Below are 17,402 nucleotides of genomic sequence, written 5' to 3'. Positions count from 1 at the left end.
ATGTGTCCAGCGGTGCCGCCATTGGGGCGGCGCCGGTTGGCAATCATGGTGCGGCGCCGAAGAAGGTGAGGCGGGTGAAGAGCACGTAGTGCGATTCCGAGACCATCAGCGCCACGAAGACCAGCACCAGCAGCGGCGGCAGCAGGATCGCGTAGATCAGCGCCAGCCGTTCCCAGGCCATGTGCATGAAGATCGCGACGATCAGCCCTGCCTTCAGTACCATGAAGATCAGGATCAGCGACCACCGGAGATAACCCTGCAGCCCGACATAGTCGACGAGGTAGGAGAAGGTGCTGAGCACGAAGAGCAGCAGCCAGACGACCAGATAAAGACCGATCGGGTGTTGCTGGTGCGTTTGTGCGTGGCCTTCTACTTTTGCTGCCGGTGCCGCGTGGGTGTGAACAGTCGTTTCCGTCATGGCCATGCCTCACCACAGATAGAAGAATGCGAAAATGAAGACCCAGACGAGGTCGACGAAGTGCCAGTAGAGGCCGGTGATCTCGACGATCTCGTATTGTCCTCTTCGGCTCGTGAAAAAGCCACGCCGTTCAGTGTCGAAATCGCCGCGCCAGACTTTTCGCGCGATGATCAGCAGGAAGATGACGCCGATCGTGACGTGGGTGCCGTGGAAGCCGGTGATCATGAAGAAGGTCGAGCCGAATTGGGCAGCACCCCAAGGGTTGCCCCAGGGACGCACGCCCTCGGTGATCAGCTTCGTCCATTCGAACGCTTGCATGCCGACAAAGGTGGCGCCGAAAAGGGCGGTCAGCAGCATCAGCAGAGCGGTCTTCTTGCGATCGCGCCGGTAACCGAAATTGACGGCCATGGCCATGGTGCCGCTCGAGGTGATCAGCACGAAGGTCATGATGGCGATCAGGATCAGCGGCACGTCCGAGCCGCCGATGTGCAGGGCGAAGACCTCGCTCGGATTGGGCCAGGGAACGGCGGTCGACATGCGCGCCGACATGTAGGCGATGAGGAAACAGCCGAAGACGAAGGTGTCGCTCAAGAGGAAGATCCACATCATCGCCTTGCCCCAGGAGACGTTCTTGAACGTCCGCTGGTCGGAGGCCCAGTCGGCGGCAAAGCCGGCAAGTCCCGCGGGGCGATGGAGCGGTTCTCGGACAGGCGAATGTGTCTCGGCGGACATGCCTTGCCTCCTTCAAGTCAAGAGGGACCGGCAGAGCTCGACGAAGTCGTTGGCCCAGCCGGAAAAGAGCGCGTAAAGCACCAGCCATACGGCCAGCATGAAATGCCAGTAGGTGGCGCAGAGCGTGATCGACAGCACGGCCCTTTCGCCCATCGGGCCGGTGCGCGTCTTGACGATGACCCGGGTAAGCGCGAACAGGCCGCCGAGGATGTGCAGGCCATGCATGCCCGAGATCATGTAGAAGAAGCTGTTGGCCGGATTGTCGGCGAGCAGGAAGCCAGCGTCGGTCAACTCCCGCCAGGCAAAGACCTGGCCGGCGAGGAAGGCGAGACCGGCGGCAAGGGCTGCGATCATCGCCGTGCGGCTCGCCTCGTCACGATGCTGTTCGGCAGTGACGCGGGCCGCATGCAGAAGCAGGCTGCCAAGCGCAAGGATGGCGGTGTTCAGCCAGAGGATCTTCGGCATCGGCGTCGACCACCAGTCGGTGGAGGCCATGCGCATGAAGTAGGCGCTGATAAAGAGAGAGAAGAGCGCGGCGACGACAGCAAGGAAGACGCCAAGGCCGATTTTTGCAGGCGGGATCGAAGGGCTACCGCGCGGGCGGGGGTCGTGGGCGTGGCCGACCTCCAGCCAGGGTTTCGAGAACAGCCGCTGCCGGCTGAGCCACCAGGCGGCGATCGCGAAGATCACCGCCAGGAAGACGAGGGTGACGTTCATGAGGCCCCCTCCGGCGCGTGGCCTACGGAACCCGGCTCAGTCTGCGGAATGAAATCTTCCGCTGCACCCGGCACGCTGTAGTCATAGGGCCAGCGGTAGACGACCGGCAGGTCCTTGCCCCAATTGCCATGCCGCGGTGGCGTTTCCGGCGTCTGCCATTCGAGCGTCGTTGCCCGCCAGGGGTTGCCGCCGGCCTCGCGGCCGTGGCGGATGCTCCAGATGAGATTGAAGAGGAAGACGATCTGGGCGGCGCCGACGATCAGCGCCATGATGGTGATGAACTCGTTGAGCGTATGGGCGGATGCCGGCACGAAGGCGGTCTCGCCCATCTCATAGTAGCGGCGCGGCATGCCGATCAGCCCGAGATAGTGCATCGGGAAGAAGATCAGATAGGCGCCGACGAAGGTGACCCAGAAGTGGATCTGCCCCATCACCTGGTTGAGCATGCGGCCGGTGATCTTCGGATACCAGTGATAGATTGCCCCGAAAATCACCATGATCGGCGCAACGCCCATGACCATGTGGAAATGGGCCACGACGAACATCGTGTCGGAGAGCGGCACATCGACGACGACATTGCCGAGGAACAGACCGGTCAGCCCGCCATTGACGAAGGTGACGATGAAGGCGAGCGCGAACAGCATCGGCAGCGTCAGGTGGATGTCGCCGCGCCAGAGCGTCAGCACCCAGTTGTAGACCTTGATTGCCGTCGGCACGGCAATGATCAGGGTGGTGGTGGCGAAGAAGAAGCCGAAATAGGGGTTCATGCCGCTGACATACATGTGGTGCGCCCAGACGATGAAGGAGAGCGCGCCGATGATGACGATCGCCCAGACCATCATGCGGTAGCCGAAGATGTTCTTGCGGGCGTGGGTGCTGATGAGATCGGAGACGATGCCGAAGGCGGGCAGGGCGACGATGTAGACCTCCGGATGGCCGAAGAACCAGAAGAGGTGCTGGAACATGATCGGGCTGCCGCCGCCATGCTGCAGCTGCTCGCCCATCTCGACGATCGCTGGCATGAAGAAGCTGGTGCCGAGCACCCGGTCGAACAGCATCATGACGCAGGCGACGAAGAGGGCGGGGAAGGCGAGAAGCGCCATCACCGTCGCCGTGAAGATGCCCCAGACGGTGAGCGGCATGCGCATCAAGGTCATGCCGCGCGTGCGCCCCTGCAACACGGTGACGACATAGTTGAGGCCACCCATGGTAAAGCCGATGACGAAGAGGATGAGGGAGGAGAGCATCAAGATGATGCCCCAGTCCTTGCCGCCGGGCGTGCCGGAAAGCACTGCCTGTGGCGGATAGAGCGTCCAGCCGGCGCCGGTCGGCCCGCCCGGTGCAAAGAAGCTCGCGACGAGCACGAGGACGGCCAGCAGATACAGCCAGTAGCTCAGCATGTTGGCATAGGGGAAGACCATGTCGCGCGCGCCGAGCATCAGCGGGATCAGGTAGTTACCGAAGCCGCCGAGGAAGAGCGCAGTCAACAGATAGATCACCATGATCATGCCGTGCATGGTGATGAACTGGTAGTAGCGTTCCGCATCGATGAAGGCGAAGGCGCCGGGAAAGCCGAGCTGCAGCCGCATCAGCCAGGAGAGCACGAGGGCGACCATGCCGATGGCGATCGCGGTCGAGGCATATTGCACGGCGATGATCTTCGCATCCTGGCTGAAGACATAACGCGTCCACCAGCTATGGGGATGATAGAGCTCCACGTCCTCCACTTCCGCGGGGCCAATCTGTTCGCCCGTGCCTGACCGGATATCGACCATCTGCGAGAACCTCCCAACACCGGATCATCTCGATCCAACGCCTTGAACCTGCAATTCCGCACGTCCAACAATGGAATTGCGTCTCCTCACGAGCGGGATGCGGGCGGATATCGCGAGCACTTTTCCTCATCCCGCTTTGGCCGTCGGGGCGCCTGTTATTGCGCCGGGGCGGCATTCACTGCCTGCGCCGTTTCTTTCGTTCCTGCCTTTGCCTGCAATTGCGAGAATGTCGTCTGTTGCGAGAGCCAGGCTTGATAATCGGCGGCACTGTCGACGACGACGGTGCCGCGCATCTGTGGGTGACCGGTGCCGCAGAGTTCGGCGCACAGCACCTCGAACGTGCCGGTGCGCGTCGGCGTCAGCCAGAAATAGGTGACCATGCCCGGCACCATGTCCATCTTGGCGCGGAACTCCGGCACGTAGAAATCATGCAGCACGTCGACCGATCGCAGCAGGATCTTGACCGGCTTGCCGACCTCCAGATGCAGTTCGCCGCCTTCGATGACGACGTCGTCGAGGGCGGCCGCATCGTTGCGGTTGAGGCCGAGCGAATTTTCAGGCGTGATGTCGCGGGTCTCCGACGTACCGAGCTTGCCGTCGGCGCCGGGCAGCCGGAAGCTCCACAACCATTGCTGGCCGACGACTTCTACCTCCGCCGCACCATCCGGCACGGTCACGAACTGGTGCCAGACGAAAAGGCCGGGGGTGAGCATGGCGGCGACGCCGAGCGTGGTGCCGCCGGCAAGCCACCCTTCGAGCTTCCTGTTTTCCGGTTCATAGGCCGCCCGGTTTCCCGGGCGATGCCGAAAACGCAGGACGCAATAGGCCATGAAAAGCACGACGGCGACGAAGACGACGCCGGTAATCCAGAAGGTGATGATGAGCGTATTGTCTATGTAATTCCAGTTGGACGCGATCGGCGTCCACCACCATGGGCTCAACAGATGGAACAACACCGAACCGACGGCCACCAAAACCAGAACAACTACCACGGCCATTTCTGTCCCTCCTCGCCGCTGGCGGCTGTGGGCATGAATACGCAATCCGTAGAGCCTTCTGCATGTTTCCGTTAATCGTCGCCGATCAAACGGCAAAACATGCAGGAATTCAAAGTTCTACAGCGACCTTTGCGCGTCTGGTCAGACACGCGGTGCTGTAGCTGCAATTATTACACGAACGTCGAACAGTCGCAATTCGCCGCCTCCGTGCGAGCAGCGGTTGCGTCTAGTCTCCGCAGGTTACTGCGAATACTGCTTGAGATAGGCGATGAGGTTGGAGATATCCGTATCATCTTTCAAACCGGCAAAGGCCATTTTCGTGCCTTTCACCTTGGTCCTTGGATTGTGCAGATAGTCGCGCAGATGCGCCTCATCCCAGACGAGTCCACCCTTGCCGGCATCGATCATCGCCGGTGAGTAGCTGAAGTCGGCATGAGTGCCTGCCGTTCGTCCGAACAGATGGTTGAGCGATGGCCCAACCTTGTTGGTGTCGCTGTCGGCCACATGACAGACGGCGCATTTCTTGAAGACGGTGGCTCCGGCGGCCGCATCGCCCTCTTGCGACAGGGCAGCGAACGGGCAGAGCATCGTTGTCGAAAAGGCAAGGGCAACAACAAGAATTCGCATGACACTTCCTCAATATCGCCGGGCGCAGGCAAGGAAGGCTATCGTCAATCTGTCGTTTTGGCGGTGCTTGCTTCTCTTAAGTTGGCGCCACGGCGGTTGATACTTGCGACACGACGACGGTACGCCTCGCTTTGTGGAAGTCAACCGGCGCAGCCGGCCGGTTTGCCGGATGCGCCTAAATTTTCGCCATGTCGCTGCCGGCGCTCAGACGCGATTGCCGTCGGCGTTGAAGAAGTGCAGCCGCTCGACCGGCAGGCGTACGGGCAGCGAGCCGGAAACGTTGAGGAACCGGCGGTCGTTGGTAAACGCCTTGAAGCCGGCACGGCCGAAGGAGAGGTGCAGGATGATGCCAAAGCCCGTCGGTTCGACCAGGTCGACATTGGCTTTCAGCGCATCCGGGCCTTCGACGCCGATCTCGACATGCTCCGGCCGGATGCCGAGCGTCGCCCTGGCGCCGTCCGTCAAGGCAGGATGCGGCTGGGCCGGAACGATGATGCCGCCTTCGGTCTCGAAGCGCGGGGCGGTGCCGTTGCGATAGGTTCCCTCGAAGAAGTTCATGCCGGGCGACCCGATGAAGCCGGCCACGAAGAGGTTGGCCGGGCGGTCATAGAGATCAAGAGGGCTTCCGACCTGCTGGACGAAGCCGCCGTTCATGGCGACGATGCGATCGGCGAGCGTCATCGCCTCGATCTGGTCGTGGGTGACGTAGATCGAGGTGGCGCCCAAGTCCTTGTGCAGCTTCTTGATCTCGGCGCGCATCTGTTCGCGGAGGCGCGCGTCGAGGTTGGAGAGCGGCTCATCGAAGAGAAACGCCTTGGGTTCGCGCACGATGGCCCGGCCCATGGCGACGCGCTGGCGCTGTCCGCCCGAAAGTGCACGGGGGCGGCGTTCGAGCAGCGGGTCGAGACCGAGCTTGGCGGCAGCGCCCGAGACGACGCTTGCGATCTTTTCCTTGGCGACCTTCCTCAGCCTCAGGCTGTAGCTCATGTTCTTGGCGACCGACATGTGCGGATAGAGCGCGTAGGACTGAAACACCATGGCGATGTCGCGGTCCTTCGGGGCCAGTTCGTTGACGCGTTTTCCGGCGATGCGGATTTCACCCGAGGTCACGCTTTCGAGCCCGGCGATCATGCGCAGAAGCGTGGACTTGCCGCAGCCGGACGGGCCGACGAGCACGACGAATTCGCCGTCGCCGATCTTCAGGTCGACATCGTGCAGGACCGGGTGGATGCCGTAGGATTTCTGGATATTGGCGATATCGATGGAAGCCATGAGAACAACCCTCAGCCTTTGACCGCGCCGGCCGTGAGGCCCTGGACGAGATAACGTTGAATGAGCAGGAAGAAGAGGCAGGCGGGGATGAGCGCGAGCACGCCGGCGGCCATCATCTGCCCGAAGTCGACGGAGAACTTCGACACGAAGGACAGAAGCCCGACGGGGAACGTCGCCTGATCGTTGCCGGAGATCAGCATCAGCGAGAACAGTAGCTCGCTCCACGCTGCGGTGAAGACGAAGCCGAGCGTCGCGGCAATGCCGGGCAGCGTCAGCGGCAGGATGATCTGGCGGAAGGCGACGAATTGAGTGGCGCCGTCGATCATCGCGGCCTCCTCCAGATCCTTCGGGATGCCGTCGAAGAACGACTGCATCAGGAAAGTGGCAAACGGTACGTTGAAGGCGGTGTAGACGATGACAAGGCCGGTGAGGCTGTTGGTCAGCCCGAGCGGCGAGAGGATCTTGAAGATCGGCGCCACCAGCATGACCAGCGGGAACATCTGCGTCAGGAGCATCAGCGCCACCAGCCAGTACTTGCCGCGGAAATTGAAGCGCGACAGGGCGTAGCCCGAGAGCGAGGCGAGGATGGTGACGATGACGGCGGTGGAACCCGAGACGATCAGGCTGTTCTTGAAGAATACCGGAAAGGCGCTGTGGCGGAGCACGAAATCGAAGTGCTCAAGGCTGGCGCGCGACGGCCACATTCGAATGCCTTCGGAGTAGAGCAGGTCGTTGGGCGTGACGGCGACCTTCAGCAGCCAGTAGAGCGGGAAGAGCGCAAACGCGATGTAGGCAAGGATTGCCAGCCGGTGCGCGATCATGAGGAAAAGAGGTTTGGCGCGCATCGGTTCAATCCTTGCTCAGGAGCCATTGCCGCAGGATGACGATCAGCATCGAATAGGCGAGCAGCAGCGCCAGGAGCACGAGCGCGATCGCCGAGGCGTAACCGAAATCCAGCCGCTTGAAGGCCTGGGTGAAGATGTAGCTGGCGACAATCTGGGTGCGGTCGGCCGGTCCGCCATTGGTCATGACGATGATCAGGTCGGCAAAGTTGGAGATCCAGACGGTGCGCAGGAGGATGGTGATGGCGATGGTGGGCGCAAGGAAGGGGAGCGTGATTGACAGGAAACGTTGCACTGGGCCGGCGCCGTCGATGCTGGCGGCCTCGTAGAGGTCGCGGGGGATCGCCTGAAGGGCTGCTAGCAGCGTGATGGCGAAGAAGGGTATGCCCCACCAGACATTGGCGATGATCGGTCCCCACATGGCAAGCTGCGGGTCGGACAGGATGTTGTTCGGTTCGCTCATGATGCCGAGGCCGAAGAGCCAATGCGGCAGGGGGCCGACGACCGGATTGAACAGCCAGGCCCAGTTGAGGCCGGCGAGGAAACTCGGCACCGCCCACGGGAGGAAGACGAGCGCCTGGGCGAGGCCGCGGCCGTAGAAGGGCTTGTCGAGCAGCAATGCGAGGATCAGACCGAAAACGAACTGGAAGAAGACCGAGGCACCGGTCCACCAGAGCGTATTGCGCAACGCCCGATAGAAGGCCTGGTCCTCGGACAGCGCCCGGAAATGATCAAGACCGATATAGGCGCCGGAGAACGGGTTCAGGAGCTGGATATCGCGGAAGGCGTAGGAGACGCCGAGCACCAGCGGCACCAGCATCACGGTGACGATCAGGATCAGCGCCGGCGCGCTATAGAGATAGGGTGCGGCGCCATCGGCGATGCGCTTCTTCAGCGGCGTCCTGCTTGCCGGCAGGCCGCTTTGGCGGGCGACATAGGCCATCGATCGAAATTTCCCCTGTGCGGCCGCCGGTTTTTCGGGCGTGCCTCGATTCTAGGTCGGAGCGGGAAGGGCGGAGACCGCGCACACTTCATTCCGCTCAAAGAGTTATGAGGGCCGGCGGCGGCGAACCGCCGCCGGCCAAAAGCTTACTTCTTGCTGGCGAGGAACTTCTGCTGTGCCTTGGTGAGGTAGTCGGCCCACTGGTCGGCGAGTTGCTGCGGCGTGATATCGCCGAGCAAGGCTTCCTGGGTCGTCTTGATGGCAAGCGAGTCCTTGAAGAAGGCGAATTCCTCGAGGTAGGTCGGCATCACAGTCAGGACGACGTCCTTGTCGGCAAGTTCGTCGAACCAGCCCTTGAACTGCGCGCTGGCATAGAAGGGATCCTTCTCGGCCGACTTGTGTACCGGAAGCGCCCCGGTGCGCTTGTTCCACTCGATGTTGCCTTCCGGCCCTTCGAGCGTCTCGATCAGCTTCCAGGAGAGGTCCTTGTTCTGGCTTGCCGACAGCATCGACCAGCCAGCAAAGCCGATGGTTGTGAAAGCCTTGCCGCTCGGGCCCTTCGGCATGGTGGTGACGCCGAAGTCTTCCGATTTCATGCGCTCGGCAATCGCGATCAGAGCATCCGGGTCCTGGTCGAGGAAGGCGCAGGTGCCGCTGTAGAAACCGGCGACGATTTCATTGAAGCCCCAGTTGACGCTGTCCTTCGGCGCCAGCCCCTTCTTGTAGAGATCGATCACCCAGGTGAGGCCCTTGACCCAGCCTTCGCTGTTCATGGTCGAGGTGCCGTCCTCATTGAAGAAGGTGTTGCTGCCGGCCATGGTGGCGCCGAACATCACCCAGCCGTTGAGGCCGCCCGGACCGCCGCGCAGGCAGTAGCCGGACTTGCCCGGAAGCTTCGAGACGGCTTCCGACGCCTTGACGAAATCGTCCATGGTCTTTGGCGGCTCGTTGACGCCGGCTTCCGACAAGAGCTTCTTGTTGTAGAACATGGCGCGCAGGTAGAAGCCGTAAGGCAGCATGTAGGCGGTGTCGTTGACGTCGCGGCCGAGTTCGAGCGCGCGTTCCGTCAGGCCGGCCGTGTGCTCCCACTTGGCAAGGTAGGGCTCGAGGCTTTCGAGCATACCGTTGTTGGCATAGAGCGACAGCCAGGTGTCGGGCATTTCCATGACGTCAGGCAGTTCGCCGGCCGAAACCATGGTCGCGAACTTCTGGAAGGCTTCGCCCCAGGGAAGCGAGATGATTTCGACCGTCGTGCCGGGGTTGGCGGCCTCGAACTTGGCGACGATCGACTTCAGCGTCTCGGTGCGCTCGGGACTGGTGATGACCTCGACGAGCTTCAGTTTGGTGTCGGCGAGCGCGCTTCCGGCCATGAGGCTGGCGAGAAGCGTGGCAGTGATCAGTTTCTTCATTTCTGTTCCCTCTTTTCTTCGTTGGTTTTGGTTCAAAGTGGGCGGACCGGGATCCTCATCCCGCTCCAGTCAGTCAGTCGAAGCGACGGCGAGCGCCGCTTCGAGATCGCTCCAGAGGGCCTCCGTTCCCTCCAGACCGACATGGAGCCGTACCGATCGCGGCGAGATGCCGAAGGCGGCCGCGGAATTGGGCTGGGCTTTCTGCGACAGCACGACTTCGCCCGGCACGATGAGGCTTTCATGCCCGCCCCAGGACACGCCGAGCTTGAAGAGTTCGAGATGGTCCGCGAAGCGCCTGACGTCGACGCCCTCGCGGAAGATGAAGGAGAACAGGCCGGACGTGCCGGAAAGGCCAGGCGGCAATGTGTTGCCGAGGCCGGGATGGCAGACGGTCTCGACCAGCGGGTGGGCCTGCAGGCGGCGCGCGACTTCAAGTGCCGAGCGCTCGTGCGACTTCATCCGGATCGGCAAGGTACGCAGACCGCGGATCAACAGCCAGGCGTCGAAGGGCGAAAGCTTGCCGCCGAGATAGGGATAGGCTTCGGAACGGATGCGGCCGATCAGTTCCTTCGATCCGGTGACGACGCCGGCGACGACGTCCGAGTGGCCGCCGAGATATTTCGAGGCCGAATGGATGACGAGATCGACACCGAGCGAGATCGGCTGCTGGAAGATCGGGCTCGCCCAGCTGTTGTCGATCGCGGTGATGATGCCCTGGTCCTTCGCCAGGCGGGCAAGGGAAGCGACGTCGTGGGTGTCCATTACCCAACTCGTCGGGCTTTCCATGTAGAAGAGCTTTGCGCCGGGCAGCGCCTTGGCGACCGCTTCCTCGTCGCGGCCGTCGACATAGGTCACTTCGATCTTCATGCGCTTCAGATGCGTGCCAAACAGGCGGAAGGCATCGGGATAGACATGGTTGACGGCAACGATCCGGTCGCCCGGCTCGACGAAGGAAAGCACGGTCGAGGAGATCGCCGACATGCCGCTCGCAAAACCGATCGCGTCCTCGCCGCCTTCGAGTTTCGCCAGCATCTCCTCGAACATGCGCACAGTCGGGTTGAGGCCGCGGGTATAGATCGGCCGCACGCGCTCGCCCCGGTAGGAGGCGACCATGTCGTCATAGTCCTTGAAGGTGAAGAGCGAGGTCTGCACGATCGGCGGCACGACGGCGTCGAAGGCGTGGCCTTCGTCATGCGCGACGATCAGCGAGGCATGGTCGAACGGATCGAGGCCGTTGGTCATTTGGACATTTCCTTGATGTCTTCCTCGACGATCGCGAGGATTTTCAGCGTTTCTTCGCGCGCGGTCTCAGGGTCCTGAGCAGCGATTGCGTTGAAGAGGGTGCGGTGGAACGGGAAGGAGCGACGGGCGAAATCCGTTCGGTCGAAAGGGTGGTCCCAAAAGCGCTCGAAGGCCTCGCGCATTTGTTCGAGCAGCTGGCGAAAGAGCGGATTGTGGGTGGCGTCGTAGATCGCCAGGTGGAAGGCCAGGTCTTCCGGCCCCGACGTGCCCTTGGCGATATGCACGCGCTCCATTTCGTTGAGCCTGATTTCGATGACCTTCAGGTCGTCTTCGGTGCGCCGGCGGGCGGCGACCATGTTGGCTTCGACTTCGATGCCGCGGCGCACTTCGAGCGTCATCAACAGCACGTCGCGCAGGTGCGCCGCGTCGAGCGTGAGCGGCATATGGACGGTCGCGCCGGAGATCGTGCGCAAGAGATAGGTGCCGCTGCCCTTGCGCGCCTCGACGACGCCGAGTGCCTGGAAGTGGCGAATGACCTCACGGATCGTGGAGCGGCCGACGGCCAGCGCCGTCATCAGCTCGCGCTCGGCCGGCAGGCGTTCGCCGGGTTTCAGGCCCGATTGTTCGATGTAGTCAGCCAACGCGGCAATCACCTGCTGAGCCCGGTCGGCCGGGGGCAGGGGCATCAGTGCCGCTCTTGCCGGTTCATTCATTCGGCTCCCTCCCCAGAGGCCAAATTGGTCTGACATCTCACCAATATGATCAAGCCAGTTGGGGTCGTCAAGCAAGAACTGATAGACGCACAACTGTTGACCCCGCCCGCCTCAGGCGTAGACAAGGGAGGCAAGGAGCTCTGGTGATGATGAAATCGGAATATCAGTTCGTGGTCGCAGCCGTGCTCGGCGCGTTCTTCGTCATGGTGGCGGCTGCGGGGGATGCCGAGGCTCAGATGCGGACGCGGAAGGGCGAGTATTACGAGGGGATCCAGCGCAAGCCCTATGGCTATTACTGGATCTGGCCACCGGTCGAGCAGCAGCAGCCCGTCTACAAGAAGCAACCCGGCAAGAAGGGCAGCGAGCTCGCGAAGCCGCGCAAGCGGCCGGTTCAATAGCCGCAGGGCTCGACGAAGAGCGCAAAGAGAAGCGGCGCCCTGGGGCGCCGCAACTTTGATCAGACCTTCGCGACGTGAACGTCGCGGGGGAGTGAGGAGAGAACCTCCGGCCCATCCTCCCGGAGGATAACGATATCCTCGAGCCGGATGCCGAAGCGGCCGGGGAGATAGATGCCGGGCTCGATCGAGAAGACCATGCCTTCTTCGAGCACGGTTTCCGAGGTCGCGGTGATATAGGGCGGCTCGTGGCCGTCGATGCCCATGCCGTGGCCGGTGCGGTGGACGAAGTACTCGCCATAACCGGCGTCCGAAATCACCTTGCGGGCAGCAGCATCAACCTCCTTGGCGAGCACGCCCGGGCGAGCCGCCTTCAGTGCCGCCTGGACGGCCCTTTCGACGATCGTGTGGATCTGCCCGTAGCCTTCGGGCGCGCGGCCGACGATCGCCATGCGCGTAATGTCGCTCGGGAAGCCCTGCTTGCGGCCGCCGATGTCGATAACGACGGCATCGCCTTCCTCGATCACCCGCTCGCTGGCGGAGTGATGCGGGAAGGCGCCGTTGCCGCCGGCGCCGACGATCCAGAAGGCCGGTGCCGCACCTTCCGAGGCGAAGTGCGCGCGGATGTCGGCGGCCAGTTCCTTCTCGGTCATGCCCGGGCGGATCTTGGAGAATGCCGCCTGCATGGCGCGATCGGCGATGCCGGCATTCATCTTCAGAAGCGCGTACTCGCTCTTGTCCTTGCGCATGCGGAGTGCGCCGAGCGTCGCCGGGGTGAATTCGCGCGCGGTATCGGCGGGCAGCGCATCGATCAGCAGCAGCGCAAAATCGGCGCGCATGGTTTCGTCGAGCACGACGCGACCGGGCTTTGCGGCGCCGACATCGGCAAGCGCTGCGGTCAGGGCTTCGCTCGGGCCAACGTCATCGGCCCAGTTGTGGAAGGCGATGTCGGTGTGCTCGCGCGTGCCTTCGGCGTTGAGCGCCGGCATCAGGAACGCTTCCTTCTCCGGGCCGATGAGCAGCAGGCACGGGCGCTCGTCGGGATGCGGATGGTAGCCGATCAGCCAATCCATATGCGATCCCGGCGCCAACGCGACGAGGCCGACATTGCTTTCGGCCATCGTGCGGCGGAGTGCTGCAAAACGGCTCTTGGTGAGTTCCTTCATGGTGTTTCCAATTCTGGCTTGAGAAATCAGATGCCACAGCCGGTCATGCGGCCGTGGCCGAAGGTGAGGGGGAAAGGAGCACCGGAGATTGGCGCGTCGTCGGCTATGGGGAATGCTTGAGGCCCGCGCCTGTCTTGCGGCGGGACTTGGATCTTTGGCTCTTCAAGCGGACACCTCCCCCTCGAATGCACGAACATGAGGCCGGGAGGCTGGTCGCTTCCCGTCGCTATGCGTCTGTATTTGCACGACTTTGGTGCTGTGGCTGAGCGTTGTCAATACGGAATTTTAGTCACACTAAAATTTGTGACGGCATCGCCTCAGGCAGCCAATCGCAGCAACCGCGCAACCGCCTGCTGGTCGAAGCCGCCGATACCCTCACGGATGTCGGCAGCGACCGCGTCGGCAGCAGCGTTCTCATCGCGGCGCCTCAGCGCCTCGATTGCCTCGCGGTGGCGGTCGACCACGTAGAGTTCGGTCACGTGTTCCATGGCGATGCCGAGGATCGGGCCGAGCTGCAGCCAGACGCTCTCGATCAGCGGCATGGCGACCGCATCGGGATTGGCCGTGTAGATCATCCGGTGAAACGCCTGGTTGGCGATCAGCGCCGCCACCTTGTCACCCCGACGGATCTCCGTCTCGATGCTGTCGTCGATCGCCGTGATCTTCTCGATCTGACGTTCGGAAAGATGAGCGACGGCCCGGCGAGCCGCATGGCTTTCGAGCGCGATGCGCAACGAGATCAGTTCTTCGAAGCGGGCGGGCGTGATGTGCGGCACCACGATGCGGCGGTTTTCGAGGAACTGCAGTGCGCCGATCGAGGTCAGCTGTCTAAGCGCCTCGCGCACCGGCGTCGGGCTGCTTTCAAGCGCCTCGGCCAGGCCGCGGATGGTGACGGAGGTGCCGGGTCGGAACGCGCCGACCATGATCGCCTGGCGCAGCCGGTGAAAGGCATAGTCATGCGTGGTCATGCCGTCGGGGCGCGCAAGCGGCGGTAAGACAAGGGGTTTCAAGTGCGCATGTCCTTTTGCCCGAATAGCGATGGCTTTCTCATCAGCGAGAGCGGTGTTTGGCAAACGCCTGCATACACTTTCCCGCGTCCCGCTCTACGTCAAACGCCTGATAGCACTGCCGCTGCTTGACTCCAATTCCCGAATTATGTCAACTTTCTGAAAATGTGATCACAAAAAGAGATTTGCGATATGTCGCTCGACGCGGAAGATCCCAGCGCATTCAAGGCATGGCTCGAGCAGAACGGGCCGATCGAAAGCATCCAGGCCGTCGTCTGCGACCTCAACGGCATCATGCGAGGCAAACGCGTGCCGGTGGAGCAGGCGGGCAAGGTGCTCGGCGGCGGCATCCGCATGCCGCTCTCGATTGTCGGTGTCGACGTATGGGGCGAGGACATCATCAACAGCGAGCAGGTGTTTGCGAGCGGCGACCGCGACGGCATCTGCGGTGTCACCGGCCGCGGCGCGCTGCCGGTGAACTGGACCTCGCGGCCGAGCGCGCTGGTGCCGCTCTGGCTGCAGCTTGAGGACGGCAAGCCGTTTCTCGCCGATCCGCGCCAGGCCCTTGCGGCGGTCGTGCGTGAGTACAAGGAGCTCGGCCTTCGCCCCGTCGTCGCGACCGAATTGGAGTTTTACCTGATCGACCCGGAGCCGGACAGCGCAGTGCCGCCGATCTCGCCCTATACCGGCAAGCGTCTCGATTCCGATGCGATCCTCTCAATCGACGAACTCGACGATTTCGGCGAGTTCTTTTCCGACGTCTACAAGGAATGCGCCCGGCAGAACGTGCCGGCGGATGCGGCGATCGCCGAGAACGGCATCGGCCAGTTCGAAATCAACCTGCTCCACACCGACGACCCGCTGAAGGCGGCCGACGACGCGATCTTCTTCAAGCGCATTGTCAAGGGCGTGGCGCGCAAGCATGGGCTCGCCGCGACCTTCATGGCCAAGCCCTATGGCACCCGTTCCGGCAATGGCATGCATATCCATTTCAGCCTGCTCGACGAGGAGGGCAACAACGTCTTCAACGACGGCAGCGACGAGGGCTCGCCGATGCTGAAGAACGCCGTCGCCGGTCTACTGCGCGGCATGGCCGAGACGACGCTGCTGTTTGCGCCGCATTTCAATTCCTACCGGCGACTGCGGCCGGATACGCACGCGCCAACCGCCGTCTGCTGGGGTTACGAGAACCGCACCTCGGCCATCCGTATTCCCGGCGGCAATCCTGCCGCGCGGCGTATCGAGCACCGCGTCGCCGGTGCCGACTCCAATCCTTATCTCGTCATCGCCGCGATCCTCGGTGCTGCCCTGGTCGGCATCCGCAACAAATGGAAGCCGCCGGCGCCGGTTTCGGGTCGGGCCTATGCAGCGGAGAAATTGCCCAAAATTCCCTCGGAATGGGGGCAAGCGGTCGACAGCTTCGAGGCAGGACCGATTGCCGCCGAAATCTTCGATCCCGTGCTGCGCTCGATGCTGATCGCCTGCAAACGCCAGGAAATCGCGGGCTTTGCCGAGCAGGTCACGGACTACGAATTCAGCGCCTATCTGGAAATCGTCTGATGCTTACCAAACAGAAATCCTATGCCGGTGACGGCAGCTACCCGACCAGCTACTACGCCGCCTCCCGCAACATCATCCGCACGCCGGTCCGGCTGCAGGGCCGGGTCGAGGCCGATGTCTGCGTCGTCGGCGCCGGCTATTCCGGTATGTCGACGGCGATCCACCTTGCCGAAATAGGCTACAAGGTCGTCGTCATCGAGGGCGCGCAGGTCGGCTGGGGCGCTTCGGGCCGCAACGGCGGTCAGGTGGTCAACGGCCTCAATGCCAGTCTCGCGACCATCCAGCGCCGCTACGGCGAGGATGCGGCGCGCTTCATCGGCGGGCTGGTGCAGGAGGGCGGCAAGATCATCCGCCGCCTCGTCAGCCAGTACCAGATCGAATGCGACCTGAAGCCGGGCAATATCTACGCCGCCTATACGCCGGCGCATATGAAGGAGCTCGAAGCCAAGCAGGCGCTCTGGCGCAAATATGGCATGGACGATCACCAGTTGCTCGACCGTGACGCGCTCGCCAAGCTCGTCAAGTCGGATGCCTATTGCGGCGGCATGCTGGACACGACCGGCGGCCACATGCATCCGCTCAATTTGGTACTCGGCGAGGCCCGTGCCTTCGAAAGCATTGGCGGCACGATCTACGAACAGTCGCCGGTCACACGTGTCGACCACGAGGCGGCGCGGCCGACCGTCTATACTGAAGGCGGCGAGGTTTCGGCGCGCATCGTCGTTCTCTGCGGCAATGCCTATCTCGGCGACGCCGTGCCGAAGCTCGTCTCGCGCGTCATGCCGGTTTCGACGCAGATGATCACCACGGCACCGCTCGGCGAAGAGCTTGCCCATTCGCTGATCCCGAGCGACATGTGCGTCGAGGACGTGCGCTACATCCTCGACTACTTCAGGCTCTCGGCCGACAAGCGCATGATCTTCGGTGGCGGTACCGTCTATGGCGGAACCGATCCGGCCGATGTCGTCGCCAAGCTGAAGCCCAATCTCGAAAAGGTGTTCCCCGCGCTCAAGGGCGTGAAGATCGAGTATGCCTGGAGCGGCAATTTCGCGCTCTCCTTCACCCGCGTGCCGCAGATGGGGCGCATCGGCTCCAACACCTATTTCGCCCATGGCTATAGCGGCCACGGCGTTACCGGTTCGCACCTCTTCGGCCGCACGCTCGCCGAGGCGATCGACGGCGACACTACGCGTTATGACGTCTTCGAGAAGCTGCCCTGGTATCCGTTCCCGGGCGGGCGCATGTTCCGGGCGCAGTATTCCACCATCGGTTCCTGGTGGTACCAGTTCAAGGACGCGGCCGGGCTCTAGGAACAATCCGCGCGCAGCGGCGTTTTGGCCGGGCGGACCGCCGTCTCGGCGGCGGTCAGCGGTCGATCTCGCGTCGAATGTGTTTCCGTCCTGATTAGCGATGCGATAGTATCGACCTTCTGCGGCAGGGGTCCGCCATCTCAAAGTGGGCCTTTGCGTCTCTGCCCTGTGACCGCCCGCATCTGGCGCTTGCTGAATCGGTCACCAAGGATCGCCCGCCTGTCGCTGCGGGCAAGCAAACGGGGAGCCTATCGCTCCCGATTGATTTCCTGGGAG

General features: G+C 62.7%; 17 protein-coding genes. 3 read left to right on the top strand and 14 right to left on the bottom strand.

The annotated features are described in order from the left end of the window. Window positions 1-43 precede the first annotated feature (43 nt). The 12 genes from ASE71_RS26920 to ASE71_RS26865 all read right to left on the bottom strand — a co-directional run bounded on the left by ASE71_RS26920 (window position 44) and on the right by ASE71_RS26865 (window position 11,688). Window positions 44-418 carry a cytochrome C oxidase subunit IV family protein gene (locus ASE71_RS26920; protein ID WP_034798923.1) on the bottom strand — a complete coding sequence of 125 codons (375 nt, stop codon included), beginning with the start codon at window positions 416-418 and terminating at the stop codon, window positions 44-46. A gap of 9 nt (window positions 419-427) precedes the next feature. Then, entirely contained in the window at window positions 428-1,150 is a 723-nt protein-coding gene (locus ASE71_RS26915; protein ID WP_034798919.1) for a heme-copper oxidase subunit III family protein, read from the bottom strand. Between the two features lie 12 nt (window positions 1,151-1,162). Beyond that, complete coding sequence (locus ASE71_RS26910; protein WP_060520331.1) at window positions 1,163-1,867, bottom strand: cytochrome c oxidase subunit 3; 705 nt, start codon at window positions 1,865-1,867, stop codon at window positions 1,163-1,165. Beyond that, a complete protein-coding gene (gene ctaD, locus ASE71_RS26905) occupies window positions 1,864-3,642 on the bottom strand; it encodes a cytochrome c oxidase subunit I (protein ID WP_060520332.1) in 1,779 nt (592 codons plus the stop codon). Before ctaD ends, ASE71_RS26910 begins: the two co-directional genes overlap by 4 nt. Before the next feature lie 155 nt (window positions 3,643-3,797). Continuing rightward, a complete protein-coding gene (locus tag ASE71_RS26900; protein ID WP_034798913.1) occupies window positions 3,798-4,640 on the bottom strand; it encodes a cytochrome c oxidase subunit II in 843 nt (280 codons plus the stop codon). A gap of 240 nt (window positions 4,641-4,880) precedes the next feature. Next, window positions 4,881-5,267 (bottom strand): c-type cytochrome, encoded by a 387-nt coding sequence (locus ASE71_RS26895; RefSeq protein ID WP_034798911.1) that lies wholly within the window; start codon window positions 5,265-5,267, stop codon window positions 4,881-4,883. A 204-nt stretch (window positions 5,268-5,471) separates the two neighbouring features. Further along, complete coding sequence (locus tag ASE71_RS26890) at window positions 5,472-6,539, bottom strand: ABC transporter ATP-binding protein (protein WP_034798909.1); 1,068 nt, start codon at window positions 6,537-6,539, stop codon at window positions 5,472-5,474. A gap of 11 nt (window positions 6,540-6,550) precedes the next feature. After that, entirely contained in the window at window positions 6,551-7,384 is an 834-nt protein-coding gene (locus ASE71_RS26885) for a carbohydrate ABC transporter permease (protein WP_060520333.1), read from the bottom strand. Window positions 7,385-7,388: 4 nt separating this feature from the next. Beyond that, window positions 7,389-8,324, bottom strand: a complete 936-nt coding sequence (locus tag ASE71_RS26880) for a carbohydrate ABC transporter permease (protein WP_051659467.1) — start codon at window positions 8,322-8,324, stop codon at window positions 7,389-7,391. 146 nt (window positions 8,325-8,470) lie between these two features. Further along, a complete protein-coding gene (locus tag ASE71_RS26875; RefSeq protein ID WP_060520334.1) occupies window positions 8,471-9,733 on the bottom strand; it encodes an ABC transporter substrate-binding protein in 1,263 nt (420 codons plus the stop codon). Between the two features lie 69 nt (window positions 9,734-9,802). Continuing rightward, window positions 9,803-10,975 carry a PLP-dependent transferase gene (locus ASE71_RS26870; RefSeq protein ID WP_034798903.1) on the bottom strand — a complete coding sequence of 391 codons (1,173 nt, stop codon included), beginning with the start codon at window positions 10,973-10,975 and terminating at the stop codon, window positions 9,803-9,805. Next, window positions 10,972-11,688 carry a FadR/GntR family transcriptional regulator gene (locus ASE71_RS26865; RefSeq protein ID WP_034798900.1) on the bottom strand — a complete coding sequence of 239 codons (717 nt, stop codon included), beginning with the start codon at window positions 11,686-11,688 and terminating at the stop codon, window positions 10,972-10,974. The genes ASE71_RS26870 and ASE71_RS26865 overlap by 4 nt, the downstream gene beginning before the upstream one ends. 146 nt (window positions 11,689-11,834) lie before the next feature. Between ASE71_RS26865 and ASE71_RS26860 the strand changes: the two genes are divergently transcribed. Continuing rightward, entirely contained in the window at window positions 11,835-12,086 is a 252-nt protein-coding gene (locus ASE71_RS26860; RefSeq protein WP_060520335.1) for a hypothetical protein, read from the top strand. Window positions 12,087-12,145: 59 nt separating this feature from the next. Here the strand turns inward: ASE71_RS26860 and ASE71_RS26855 are convergent, their stop codons facing one another. Both ASE71_RS26855 and ASE71_RS26850 read right to left on the bottom strand, forming a co-directional pair. Next, complete coding sequence (locus tag ASE71_RS26855) at window positions 12,146-13,249, bottom strand: M24 family metallopeptidase (protein ID WP_082566417.1); 1,104 nt, start codon at window positions 13,247-13,249, stop codon at window positions 12,146-12,148. A gap of 317 nt (window positions 13,250-13,566) precedes the next feature. Next, entirely contained in the window at window positions 13,567-14,259 is a 693-nt protein-coding gene (locus ASE71_RS26850) for a GntR family transcriptional regulator (RefSeq protein WP_060520336.1), read from the bottom strand. 189 nt (window positions 14,260-14,448) lie between these two features. On the opposite strand from ASE71_RS26850, the gene ASE71_RS26845 reads away from it, so the two are divergent. Beyond that, the gene (locus ASE71_RS26845) at window positions 14,449-15,816 is read left to right on the top strand and encodes a glutamine synthetase family protein (RefSeq protein WP_034798892.1); all 1,368 of its coding nucleotides are present in this window, start codon (window positions 14,449-14,451) and stop codon (window positions 15,814-15,816) included. Continuing rightward, window positions 15,813-17,126: an NAD(P)/FAD-dependent oxidoreductase gene (locus ASE71_RS26840; RefSeq protein ID WP_060520357.1), complete on the top strand. Its 1,314-nt coding sequence runs from the start codon at window positions 15,813-15,815 to the stop codon at window positions 17,124-17,126. Before ASE71_RS26845 ends, ASE71_RS26840 begins: the two co-directional genes overlap by 4 nt. The last annotated feature ends 276 nt before the right edge of the window (window positions 17,127-17,402 follow it).

This window comes from Ensifer sp. Root954, from assembly GCF_001429005.1.
Lineage (GTDB): Bacteria > Pseudomonadota > Alphaproteobacteria > Rhizobiales > Rhizobiaceae > Ensifer > Ensifer adhaerens.
The sequence above is the reverse complement of the archived record's forward strand: the minus strand, read 5'-3'. Positions and strand labels throughout refer to the sequence as shown.